This is a genomic window from Algoriphagus yeomjeoni (assembly GCF_003259505.1).
GTDB lineage: Bacteria > Bacteroidota > Bacteroidia > Cytophagales > Cyclobacteriaceae > Algoriphagus > Algoriphagus yeomjeoni.
This window is the reverse complement of sequence record NZ_QLLK01000002.1, coordinates 1-12546: the sequence shown is the minus strand read 5'-3', so window position 1 is coordinate 12546 and position 12546 is coordinate 1. Positions and strand designations below refer to the sequence as shown.

Sequence of the window (12546 nt, the reverse complement as noted above, 5' to 3'; positions counted from 1 at the left end):
AGAATGAATCAAAAAAGGCTTCCATTCGGAAGCCTTTTTTGATTCATTATCACTGAATTATAAGTCTGGCTGTGGGGTGGTTCTCAAGTAAGGTTTGATCACTTTATGTCCCTTAGGGAATTTGGCAGGAATATCCTCGTCCTTTATTGCTGGAGCGATGACCACGTCTTCTCCTTGCTTCCAGTTAGCCGGAGTAGCTACAGAGTAGTTAGCCGTCAATTGAAGCGAATCAATCACTCTAAGTAGTTCTTCGAAATTTCTTCCGGTACTAGCTGGATATGTGATAATCAGCTTGATTTTCTTATCGTTTCCAATCACAAATACGGAGCGAACAGTAAAGTTTTCATTCGAGTTTGGATGAATCATATCATACAATTCAGAAACTTTTCTGTCCTCATCACCAATAATTGGAAAGTTCACATTCGTACTTTGGGTTTCATTGATATCGGAAATCCAGCCTTTATGACTTTCTACACCGTCCACACTCAAGGCCATCACCTTAGTATTCCGCTTTGTAAATTCGTCCTTGAGCTTAGCTACAGTCCCTAGTTCCGTCGTACAAACTGGAGTATAGTCTGCTGGATGTGAAAATAGAATTCCCCATCCATCCCCTAAATACTCGTAAAAATCAAGTTTTCCTGCTGTGGTATCGGCCGTAAAGTTTGGGGCCGTATCGCCTAGTCGTAATGCCATGTCGTTTATTTTTTAAAAGTTCTTTATTAATTCATCATTATAACGCTCCCATATGCTTTCAGTTCATGTATTTCAAAATCTTTGTGAAAAAATCATTTAAGCTAAACCCATTTGGAAAAATGAGGGTTGTAAGTCCAGTTACTTCTTTTACTTCGTAAATAAATACTACACCAAAACACCCTTTACTTATGAAAACTTACTACAATCCAGAAGATCTCAAAAAATTTGGTAAAATAGGCGAATTTCAAAAGCCTCTTGCAGACAAGTTTTTTGATTATTATGGAGAGGTATTTGCCGAAGGCGCTCTGACTGCCAGAGAAAAATCTTTAATCGCTCTTGCCGTGGCACATGCTATACAGTGTCCATACTGCATCGACGCATACACTACAGATACAATGGAGAAAGGCTGCGATGAGGAACAAATGATGGAAGCAGTGCATGTAGCAGCAGCCATCAGGGGCGGAGCTTCGCTCGTTCATGCCACCCAAATGATGAATAAAGTGAAGGAAATTTCAATGTAATAAATGAAATCACTCAAAGCACAACATCACCGACTCTCTAGTTCAGAGGAAGAAATTCAAATTTTGGAAAGCGATATGCCAGGCTTTTCGGGAGATCGATTTGCTTCTGAACTTGAGAATTCAAATCTATTCCCATTAAAGCCTACCCAAATTGAAGTACTTCAAATCAATTTGGGAAAAATGTGTAACCAGGTTTGCAAACATTGTCATGTGGATGCAGGACCTGATCGCAAAGAAATCATGACTCGCGAGACGATGAAAGAATGTCTTGAAGTCATCAGAAATCACGAAATAAATACGATTGATCTTACGGGCGGTGCACCTGAGATGAATCCAGATTTCAGGTGGTTTGTAGAGCAGGTAAGAGCTATTGATTCAGAGATTACACTAATTGTACGATGTAACCTTACTATCATTCTTGCGAATCCGAAATACCATGATTTGCCAGAATTCTTTAAAAATAATAAGATAGAAGTTGCTTCTTCCTTACCGTATTTTACTGCGATGAAAACAGATTCCCAGCGGGGAGATGGAGTTTTTGATAAATCTATCAAAGCACTCAAATTGCTCAATGTGCAAGGTTATGGGGTGGAAGGTTCAGGTTTGATTTTGAACTTGGTTTATAATCCTTCCGGTGCATTTATGCCGGCAGCCCAAAGTGGTTTAGAAGCAGAATTTAAAAAGCGTCTTTCTGACAATTTTGGAATTACCTTCAATTCACTTTTCACTATCACCAATCTCCCAATCAGTCGCTTTCTTGAATATTTGTTGAGAAGCAATAATTATGAAGCTTACATGGAAAAGCTGATAGAAAGCTATAATCCAGTAGCTGCAGCTGGAGTGATGTGTAGAAATACCATTTCTGTAGGCTGGGATGGATACTTATATGATTGTGATTTTAATCAAATGCTTGAGCTAAAAGTTTCATCAGAAGATTCACAACACATAAGAGATTGGAATCAGCAATCACTTACTTCACGTGAAATAATCGTTAAAAATCACTGCTTTGGGTGCACTGCTGGAGCAGGTTCAAGTTGTGGGGGAACTACTGCTTAGGATGAAAGATTGTATTATTATTTTTCAAAAAAATGCTGAGTTAGGTAAGGTGAAAACAAGACTTGCAGACAGTATTGGTGATCAAGCAGCCTACGATGCCTACCAGCGATTGGTGAAATACACTCATAGAATTACCTCTCAAAGTCCAGCCCAAAAACTCTTGTTTTTTTCGAGTTTCGTGGAGCAGGACCTTGCTCAATATCCAACAACTGATTACAGATTTGAACTTCAGTCAGGTGATGATCTTGGTGAGAAAATGAGAAATGCCTTTGATCAACTGTTTAAAGAGAAATTTAATCGCATTTTAGTAATAGGAACAGATTGTGCAGAGATAACGTCAGAATTGATTTCTGAAGCATTTAATAAGTTGAATACTCATGAAGTGGTCATAGGGCCAGCGCATGACGGAGGGTATTATCTTCTCGGTATGCAGAAATTTATCCCAGGTTTATTCGAGGGCATACCTTGGAGTACGGATGAAGTTTCATCATTAACTATGAATTATCTTGATAGTAATTTCATCTCCTATGCGCTACTTCCTAAATTATCCGATGTGGATTATGAAGAAGATTGGGACAGGTTCAAGGACAAAATTTAACCTATCTATTTCTCTTATATTTGGTTAAATTAAGAGAAACCAGCCATCTTAATTCAGATTTTACTCGTTCAAAAAAGGTCCTAATCACACCTGAAATTTCTTTCCTCAACTATATGGTATCTAAAGTCTATAAGTCTGTAAGTTTTCTACTAGTACTCTTTTCACTTTTATCTGGATTGAGTTTGAATGGCTTTAGCCAAACTAAAACGAATAGCTATGACATTGTCCTTGCTGGATTTACGATTGGTACTATGAAAGCTGATAAAACCACCTCAGCCAAAGGCGAGGATTATCAGATCCACAGCAATGTGGAGTTTTGGTTTTTTGGTAAAATCCATGTGGAATTTCTCCAGAAAGCCCACTATGCAAATGGTCAATTAATGAAGGCTACTACCAATTCGGACTCTAATAGAGGGAATTTTGTAACGACTGTTGTATGGAATAAGGACCATTACGATGTGGATGCCAATTCCTATAAATTCCACAATGAAGAACCAATCAATCGGGTAATTAAAGGAAGCACCGCTAGGTTGTACTTCCATGAACCAAAGCCCGGTGATGTGCTGATTTCTGAAAATTTTGGAATGCTAACTACGGTTCGTGAGATTGAAAAAGGCGTTTACGAAATCGATGTGAATGGAAGTATGAACCGATTCTATTACGAAGGCGGTGTGTTACAAAAGGTAGTACTGGAAAATAACATCAAGAATTATTCGATAAAGCGAAGAGTTGACTGAGATAAATAGGATTTCTGTAATTATTCCCTGTTTAAATGAAGAAGCAAATCTGAAAGAGTTGCTTCCTTTTCTCAATGAGCATGGAGGGGATATATTATCAGAAATTATAGTTTCAGATGGAGGATCAGAAGACAATTCTTTAGCTATTGCTGAGTCCTATGGTGCTATCCTAGTACGCTCTTTAGTCCGCTGCAGAGCCAGCCAATTAAACCTTGGAGCACAAAAAGCCAAAGGAGATATTTTATATTTTGTTCATGCGGATACAAGACCTGTCAAAAGTTTCGCGAAGATCATCTTACGAAGTTTAGCTGAGGGAAAACGAGTTGGTTGTTTTCGTTACAGATTTGATGCCGATACCATTTTTTTGCAGGCTAATTCCTGGTTTACGAGGTTCAACAGCCTGTTCTCAGGTGGTGGAGATCAATCATTATTTATAGAAAAATCATTTTTTAATAAGTTGAATGGATTTGATGAATCATTCACTATTATGGAAGATTTTGAACTTGTAAGAAGGATACGACAAAAATCTGATTTTCATGTTCTTTCATACGAAATGACAGTTTCGGCTCGCAAGTACATGGATAATAATTGGCTAAAAGTTCAGCTTGCTAATTTTACAGCATTCGCTCTTTTTTTGCTAAAAGTTAAGCCAGCTTCAATCAAAAGTTTATATTTAAATTTTTTAAGCCGTAAAAATTAAAATTGCATAACAGTAGTTGAATGAATCTAGCGACAATTAATGGTATCCAACAGGTTGGGATAGGAGTAAAGGATGCGAATCAAGCTTGGGCTTGGTACAGAAAGGCATTTAAGATGGATGTGCCAATATTTCAGGATAGTGCTGAGGCTAAGTTAATGACTCGATATACTTCTGGAAAGGTTGAAAGCAGGCATGCTATTCTGGCTCTCAACATGCAGGGAGGCGGAGGTTTTGAGATTTGGCAGTACACTTCCAAAGAACCTCTGGCATCTGAACAAGAATTGACTTGGAAAGATTTGGGGATTTTGGCTGTAAAAATGCGTTGCCATGATATCCAAAAGACGCATAAACATCTTAAAAGTGTAGGTGCTCAGATGCTAGGAGAGCCTGTCAAAAACCCTATTGGTATCTGGCATTTTTATGTGAAAGATCCTTACGGAAATACTTTTGAAATCATAGAAAATGGTTCGTGGTTTAGTAAGAATAAGGATCTTACCGGCGGAGTTTTGGGTGTGGTGATCGGAGTGTCTTCCATAGATGCTGCTTTACCTACTTACCAGAAGCACCTGATGCAATCAGAAATTCTTTGTGATAAAACAGGAGTATGGGAAGATTTCGTTCAGGTAGGCGAAGGGTCTTCAACTTATAGAAGAGCAATCTTGCAAGGCTCCTCGGTGATGACAGGAGCTTTTGGCAAATTGTTTTGTCAAACTCAAATTGAATTATTAGAGACCGAAAGTCAACCTAGAAATAAGGTTTTTGAAAACAGAAACTGGGGAGATCTCGGTTTTATTCATCTGTGTTTTGATGTAAACGGGATGGGAGCTATCAAGGAAAAACTCGCGCAAGATGGCATAGAGCTAACAGTAGATAGTGGTAATGAATTTGATATGGGTAAAGCCGCTGGGAGATTCTCCTATTTGGAAGATCCAGATGGCACTTGGATTGAAATGGTCGAAACATTCAAAGTCCCAATCATGGAGAAACTTGGCTGGTATCTGCACTTGCACAAACGCGATAACACTAAGAATCTTCCAAACTTTATCGTAAAACTCCTTTCTCTGAATCGTGTAAAGGCTTAATATCAATCAATTTCTATAAATCAAACGGGCTAGGTCTACCAAACGGTTGGCGTAGCCCGCTTCATTGTCATACCAACCTACCAATTTTACCATTCTACCTTTGGCAGATGTCAATGCAGAATCAATGATACAGGAATGTGGGTTTCCAATGATATCAATAGATACAATAGGAGAGTCTTCAACCTCCAAGAATCCTTCCAAATATCCTTTACTTGCTTCTCTAAAGGCCTCATTGATTTGATCCTCCGTCACCTCTTCCTTCAATTCCACTATCATATCAGTCAGTGAGCCGTCCGGAACTGGAACTCTCATCGCAGAAGCTTCTATTCTGCCAGCCAATTCTGGAAGTATCTCATCTAAAGCCTTCCCAGCGTTAGTCGTGGTGGGTATGATAGAATAGGCTGCTGCTCTAGCTCTTCTCAAGTCTCGATGCGGTGCATCATGGAGGTTTTGATCATTGGTGTAGGAGTGTACAGTTGAAGCAAAGCCCTTTACTACACCAAATTTATCATCTAATACCTTCACCATAGGAGCCAAGCAATTTGTAGTACAGGAAGCATTAGAAACTATCCTTTCTTCACCAGTCAATATTGAATCATTGACTCCTAAGACTACCATTTTGATTGTAGGGTCTAGGGAAGGAGCAGAAATAATCACCTTTTTTGCTCCTGCGGTTAGGTGCTTTTCCGCTCCTGATCTAGCGGTAAACCTCCCAGTACATTCTATGACTATATCTATATCTAAACTTTCCCAAGGAAGTTTTTCGGGGTCAGCGATTCCAAATAGTTGAATTTCCTGGTCATTAACTTTCAGATTCGAATTCTGGATTTCAATTTTACTAGGAGATTTGCCATGAATGGAATCGTATTTCAACAAGTGAGCAATTGCTGTTTGATCTGCTAAATCATTGATAGCGATTAGATTAAGCCCTTTTTTTTCTAGGATTAATTTTGCTGTATATCTGCCTATTCTCCCAAATCCGTTAATGGCAATTCTAATGTCTTGAGTTGGTTGCATGGTAAGTTTTCAATTGAGAGATCAAAAATAGGAAAAACAGTCACAAACCTTTCCAAGAAAATTTTATTCCTTTGGACTCAGCTTTTTAGCGCGAAACAGAAGAAATTTTTGAAGGCAAATTGGTTTTAAAAACTTAACACTCTATATTTGCACAACCATTTGAAAAAGCAAGTTTTTCAAGGTCATTAATGGTCGGTTCGTCTAGGGGTTAGGACGTATCCCTTTCACGGATAAAACACGGGTTCGATTCCCGTACCGACTACATTGTCGCCTGAATTTCAGGAAGTTGTGAATAATTTTTGATTTATTATGGTCGGTTCGTCTAGGGGTTAGGACGTATCCCTTTCACGGATAAAACACGGGTTCGATTCCCGTACCGACTACCAAGACGTTAAAGCTCAATCCCCGCTTTGTCTTAAGAAATTTTTGTTTTATGGTTGTTAGTGGTTAAAGTGAACAAAATCCCGATCTCTGGTCGGGATTTTGTTTTTATAGCCTTTTTGATTAGTGGCTAAAAAGCCATTTTTAATTTTATTAATTTCAAGATTGGAATAATAAAATTAACCTATGTCTCAACCCAAAATTAAACTACACTACGCCAAAATAATTTTGGCTGCTGCAATCCCATTGTTGATCTCATGTAGTAAAACTGATAAAGTAGATCTACGTGAGCGCACATTGACTAAGGAGGAAATTGCTCCCATGGTACAGGCAGCCGAAAGCGGAATTAACGCTACTTTAAGCCCAGGATTAAAGCTTTCACTGTGGGCAGTTGACTCACTTGTTTATGATCCTATTTCTATTCAGGTAACTGATGATGGTAGCTTGTATTATACCCGAACTAATCGCCAGAAAAACTCTGAATTTGACATTAGAGGGCATCAAGAATGGGAAATAGAGTCAATAAGTCTTCAAACTATAGATGAGAAAAGGGCCTTTCTTCAAAAGACGCTATCGCCGGAAATGTCTGACAAGAACACTTGGTTAGCTGACGTGAACGGTGACGGATCGCACGATTGGCGTGATATGACTGTAGAAAGAGAAGAGTTGTACAGGCTGGAAGATAAAGACGGGGATGGACTAGCTGATTATTCTCAAATTATGGTTCAGGATTTCAGTGACGTCACAAATGATGTGGCTGGCGCACTACTGAAATTAGATGATAATTTATTTATTGGAGTAGGTCCAGATGTATGGAGGCTTACAGATAAAAATGGTGATGGTATCATGGATGAGAAAGAATCTATTTCTCATGGCTATGGTGTTCATATTGGATTTGGTGGTCATGGTATGTCCGGACTAGAACTTGGTCCCGATGGTAGAATTTATTGGGGAATTGGAGATATCGGGTTCAATGGTGTTGGTCCTGATGGTACCGAATGGAAATATCCAAATAGAGGAGTTGTCGCCAGATCCAATCCAGATGGAAGTGATTTTGAGGTTTTCGCAATGGGCGTAAGAAATACGCATGAATTTACTTTTGATGCCTATAATAATCTCATCTCAGTTGATAATGATGGAGATCATCCTGGAGAAAGCGAGAGACTGGTTTACCTAGTGAACGGTTCAGATACGGGCTGGAGAACCAATTGGCAATTTGGTAAATACCGAGATCCAGATAACAATACTTACAAAGTTTGGATGGATGAGAAGCTTTTTATCCCAAGACATGAAGGACAGGCCGCCTACATCACTCCTCCAATCCAGAATTATATCAATGGACCAACTGGAATGGTTTATAACCCTGGAACAGCTTTAGCTGAAAAGTGGAAAAACACCTTCTTCGTTGCTTCTTTTGTTGGTAACCCAACTAGATCTGGTATTCATGCATTCAAACTAGAGCCTGATGGGGCTTCATTCAAAATGTCGCAGACAGAGAATGTTATGTCGGGAGTGTTGGCAACTGGACTAGACTTTGGACCTGATGGTTCTTTATATTTTGCCGATTGGATTGAAGGTTGGAATACCAAGAATTATGGGCGAGTGTGGAAAATTGAAGATGAGGCTGGAGCAAATTGGGAAGCTAGAAAAATCACTGCTCAGGTGATGAAAACTGATTTTAAAACACTTACAGATGATGCTCTTTCTGGTTATCTAAGTGATGAGGATATGCGGATCAGGAGAAAAGCTCAATTTGAATTAGCCAAAAGAGGAGACAAAGGAATGGCTGTTTTCAAGACAGCGATAGCACAGAAATCAAATCAATTTGCAAGAATCCATGGAATAGTTGGCATTAGCCAACTGGCTAGAATGGAGAAAATGGATTATGCTGATGCGCTAATCCCACTTTTGAAAGATCAGGATGCTGAGATTCGTGCACAAGCTGCCAAGTGGCTTGGAGACATAAAATATGCGAAAGCTGGTGATGCTCTTATGCCTTTATTGACTGATAACGAAATCAGAGTGCGATTCTTTGCATCGGAAGCTTTAGGAAGAATAGCTTACGAACCGGCTATTAATGGCTTGATCGAAGTATTGGAAGCTAACAATGATGAAGATGCATTTCTGCGTCATGCAGCAAGTTTAGCTTTGGCACGAATCAATAAGAAACAGCCGATTCTAGCTCTAGCATCTCACCCTTCTGATGCGGTTCGTCTAGGAGCTGTTTTAGCACTACGCAGGATGGCTGATCCTGGGATTGCAACCTTCTTGGCTGATAACAATGAATATATCGTTACTGAAGCTGCGAGGGCTATCAATGATGATTTTTCAATTGAAGGAGCTTTACCTGCTTTGGGAGACTTGTTGGTTACTACAAAGTTTGAAAATGAGCCATTAATTAGAAGAGCAATCAGTGCAAACTTGCGAGTAGGAAATCAGAAATCTTTGGATAACCTGAAAGCCTACATTGCTAAGCCAAATGTAAATCCTGTCCTAAAAGCTGAGGCAATTGCTACATTGGGTACTTGGGCTAAGCCATCGGTGCTTGATCGTGTAGATGGAAGAAATAGAGGTGCGGTGGAAAGAGATCTAGCTCCAATTCAATCTTCAGTGAAAGAAACTCTTATCAGTGCTTTGAATGATAGAAATGAAGAAATTAGAGTTGCTAGTGTGAAAGCAATTGGGAAATTAAAGATCGCCGATGCTGAACCTAAGCTGATTGCCCTGCTAAGAAGCGATCAATCTGAGAATGTTCGTGTCGCGGCAATTTTAGCACTTTCTGTTGCTAACCCAGGTTCAATTTCTACTCCAATTGAGATAGCTATGAAAGATAATTCCAGAGCTGTCCGCGTGGTTGGATTAGATTTACTGACCAAGACTGACATTTCTCAAGATCTTATGGTAAGCCTACTTCAAGATGTCATCCAAAACAGAACTACTACGGAAAAGCAAGCTGCTTTGATAAGTTTAGGGAATCTAGAAAATTCAGCTGAACTACCAATTTGGACTACACTTTTGGATGATTTATCTAAAAATAAGTTGCCAAGTGAAGTGATGATCGAGCTGGAAGAAGCAATAGATGAAACAGGTTCTGCTGATTTGAGAACTAAATACGACAAGATCCAAGAAGAAAGAACTGGCGGTGATCTGGTAGCTTTGTACAGCGGGGCATTGGATGGAGGTAGTGTGCGTGCTGGACGGAATATTTTCTTTCAAAATCAAACTGCGCAATGTATCCGCTGCCATGGATATGATGATATGGGAGGCGTAGCTGGTCCGCATTTGAACGGTGTCGCAAATCGTGCTACCAAGACCGAATTACTGGAAGCGTTGATCGATCCAAGTAAGCGTCTGGCTCCAGGCTATGGTATTGTCCAACTTGAGTTGAAAAACGGAACTACAGTAAACGGAACTTTGATGGAAGAAAAGGAAGATGGATTACTTATAAAGGTGGGAGCAAAGCCAGATACTTTAATCATGAACAGCAGTATTGCCGAGCGTATAAACTCTCCTTCAAGCATGCCTGATATGAAAGCTTTGCTCACTAAAAGAGAAATTAGAGATTTAGTGAGTTTCTTAAGTACCTTGACTAAGGAATGGGAATAGGAAAACTGCTTAAAATTTTAATACTAATAGGGATCATCACAGTTGTGGTGATCCCTTTTTCTTTAAAGGGTTTCCTCGGTTTCTAGCTTATGATTTGGGAGACTTAAAGCTTATAAAGTTTGCACTATAGAAAGTACAAATGCTTTAAATTTTGTTGCTCTCATTACTAATGAACCTGAGTAGGTAAATTTCTCTGGTACAACTCAATAATTAAATCAACACTCTATAACTAGGAATTTGACTGTTGATAATGAGGGTTTCTGGAGGGTTAGAAATAAGTTTCAGTTTAATCTGAACCCTGTTTAAAAAGTAAAAGCCACCTGAACTAATCGGGTGGCTTTTAAAATGGATTTGGTGTTACTTATCTCGGAAGATCATTTCCTATGAATTTGTTCGGGTTAGTGTTTGGAATATTAGAACCCCACTTTTGATTAATCCGATCAATGAATAGATTAGCAACAAAAGCATGAGCTCTGGCATTCGGATGAACTCCATCAAGCGAAAAGCCTCCATTCGGTGGTGTAATAGATGCTGTAAGCCCGACGCCACCTGAACTTACTTGACCAGCCAATACTCTATTCAACAAATCGTTAACGTCAACTAAGACTAATCTTTCCGAATTTGACTGAACGGCTGCACTAATAAAGCCATTGAAAGCAATGATTTTTTGTTGAATTTCTTCTTGTTCCTGTGGTATCAAAATAAATTGGTCTTCAACAGGAAAAGTAATTCCCCTTAAAAGTGCGGGATTTCCTCCTATGGGTTGACCTAACGCTTGTGAAAGTGTCAAAGTAGCTTTGTCTGTTGGCTTACTCTGTCTAAGTGTTGGTAAACCTAGCCCAGTTAGATCCGTCAATGACTCGTCTGCTATTACAAAGGCATTTTGACCAGACTGAAACTGAACTCTTCTTAACTCTTCCTCCTGTACTGTAATCAAGCCGAATGACCTAGCCTGAGCAAGACCTCCATTGTAGGCAGCATAACCTTGATTAGCTTGATCTGCTTGCGCTTGACTCAATGGTAGCGCATTCCAAGGAACTAGGTTGAAATAAGGTAAAACTGCCAAACTTGGTATGTTGGCTACAGCACCTTTGGCAGTAGCATTTGCCTGAAGCATAGTGCCTAATGCAGCACTAAGCCTTTGTTGAAAATCAGTGTTAGAAGTTAGAATAGCTGGGTTGGAAGCTCCACCTGTGGCATATCCTAATATATCATTGTTTCCCAACCAGAAAGTGAAGAAAGTTCCCCCATTGGCTAGAGCTGCTGCTGCGTCTCCAATTACCGTTGAAGTCCCGGGATTAGAAGCAAACCTTTCATAAAGTCTATTGTAAGCAGGATTTGCCGGAGATGCAGGACCTCCAGTCTGAGGTATTAAAGCCGTCAATAAGGTGATTCCAGGAACCCCAAAATTATTTAGGTTAGCTTTATCCCCAGTAAAATTACCAGGAATATCTCCTGCACCAATAGGAGATGGGCCTATAGCACCTGTTTGAGGATTTACAGAAAGCACCAATCTTCCCAAAGGTCCCTGAGGCCCCATTTGGAAAAAGCCATTGGCAGAATTAATATCTGGTACATTGAAGTCACCTCCACCATTTAATTTTGCCTGTTCTGCCAAAATAATTGCGAATGAATTTTGTTGCCCTCGATTATAAAGAGCACCATCCATATATCCTGCTGTAATAGAATTACCCACAGAAATTATCTTTGTGAAATCCGCTGATCCAGATGTTGATTCAACTATTACAGGCTCTGGAAATTCGTATGTACAAGCTACAAATGAACTTAGTACGAATGAGTATATTAATTTATTAAGGCATAATACTGAAAAATAGTTGGTAAAAACCTTATAACATCAATGATTATCAGGTAAATACAAGAGGTTTACTGAAACTGGTTTCAGTAAACTTTTTTTGTACTATGAAAACTCAAAAAAAACAGATGTTGGGCTTGCGGGAATTTGGAGGTTATTCGCTGGGGGAAGCAGGCAGGAAAACAGCGATTTAAATGTAAAAACTGTGGTCTTTTCTTCACCCGTAACTCTAAAGAACAGACACTTCGGAACCGTTTTGTATGGTTTAAAAAATGGGTTCTTGAGCGGCAGACTTTTAAGATTCTATGTCGTGAAAGTGGTCTTTCAAAAGATACTCTTCAA

11 protein-coding genes and 2 tRNA genes are annotated in these 12546 nt (G+C 39.4%); 10 read left to right on the top strand and 3 right to left on the bottom strand.

Going from position 1 to position 12546, the window contains the following annotated elements:
- Positions 1-57: 57 nt before the first annotated feature.
- On the bottom strand, positions 58-693 hold the full coding sequence (locus tag LV83_RS03345; protein ID WP_111610128.1) for a peroxiredoxin: 636 nt from the start codon (positions 691-693) through the stop codon (positions 58-60).
- Between the two features lie 188 nt (positions 694-881).
- Between LV83_RS03345 and LV83_RS03340 the strand changes: the two genes are divergently transcribed.
- From LV83_RS03340 to LV83_RS03315, 6 genes are all read left to right on the top strand, one after another.
- Positions 882-1214, top strand: coding sequence for an arsenosugar biosynthesis-associated peroxidase-like protein (locus LV83_RS03340; RefSeq protein WP_111610127.1), 333 nt, complete (start codon positions 882-884; stop codon positions 1212-1214).
- Between the two features lie 3 nt (positions 1215-1217).
- Entirely contained in the window at positions 1218-2270 is a 1053-nt protein-coding gene (arsS, locus tag LV83_RS03335; RefSeq protein WP_111610126.1) for an arsenosugar biosynthesis radical SAM (seleno)protein ArsS, read from the top strand.
- A gap of 1 nt (position 2271) precedes the next feature.
- Entirely contained in the window at positions 2272-2868 is a 597-nt protein-coding gene (locus tag LV83_RS03330) for a TIGR04282 family arsenosugar biosynthesis glycosyltransferase (RefSeq protein ID WP_111610125.1), read from the top strand.
- Positions 2869-2981: 113 nt separating this feature from the next.
- Positions 2982-3605, top strand: a complete 624-nt coding sequence (locus tag LV83_RS03325; RefSeq protein WP_146613680.1) for a DUF6134 family protein — start codon at positions 2982-2984, stop codon at positions 3603-3605.
- Positions 3598-4305, top strand: a complete 708-nt coding sequence (locus LV83_RS03320; protein WP_245946983.1) for a TIGR04283 family arsenosugar biosynthesis glycosyltransferase — start codon at positions 3598-3600, stop codon at positions 4303-4305. The genes LV83_RS03325 and LV83_RS03320 overlap by 8 nt, the downstream gene beginning before the upstream one ends.
- A 20-nt stretch (positions 4306-4325) precedes the next feature.
- Positions 4326-5387: a VOC family protein gene (locus tag LV83_RS03315; protein ID WP_111610123.1), complete on the top strand. Its 1062-nt coding sequence runs from the start codon at positions 4326-4328 to the stop codon at positions 5385-5387.
- A gap of 6 nt (positions 5388-5393) precedes the next feature.
- Here the strand turns inward: LV83_RS03315 and gap are convergent, their stop codons facing one another.
- On the bottom strand, positions 5394-6404 hold the full coding sequence (gene gap, locus LV83_RS03310; protein WP_111610122.1) for a type I glyceraldehyde-3-phosphate dehydrogenase: 1011 nt from the start codon (positions 6402-6404) through the stop codon (positions 5394-5396).
- Between the two features lie 190 nt (positions 6405-6594).
- Between gap and LV83_RS03305 the strand changes: the two genes are divergently transcribed.
- The 3 genes from LV83_RS03305 to LV83_RS03295 all read left to right on the top strand — a co-directional run bounded on the left by LV83_RS03305 (position 6595) and on the right by LV83_RS03295 (position 10391).
- Positions 6595-6666: transfer RNA gene (locus LV83_RS03305), tRNA-Glu, on the top strand.
- Between the two features lie 49 nt (positions 6667-6715).
- Positions 6716-6790: transfer RNA gene (locus LV83_RS03300), tRNA-Glu, on the top strand.
- A gap of 181 nt (positions 6791-6971) precedes the next feature.
- On the top strand, positions 6972-10391 hold the full coding sequence (locus LV83_RS03295; RefSeq protein WP_111610121.1) for a HEAT repeat domain-containing protein: 3420 nt from the start codon (positions 6972-6974) through the stop codon (positions 10389-10391).
- Positions 10392-10752: 361 nt separating this feature from the next.
- On the opposite strand, the gene LV83_RS03290 is transcribed toward LV83_RS03295, so the two are convergent.
- Positions 10753-12087, bottom strand: a complete 1335-nt coding sequence (locus LV83_RS03290; protein ID WP_245946982.1) for a hypothetical protein — start codon at positions 12085-12087, stop codon at positions 10753-10755.
- 264 nt (positions 12088-12351) lie between these two features.
- On the opposite strand from LV83_RS03290, the gene LV83_RS21510 reads away from it, so the two are divergent.
- A partial coding sequence (locus LV83_RS21510) for an IS1/IS1595 family N-terminal zinc-binding domain-containing protein (RefSeq protein WP_449353829.1) occupies positions 12352-12546 on the top strand: 195 nt, incomplete at its 3' end.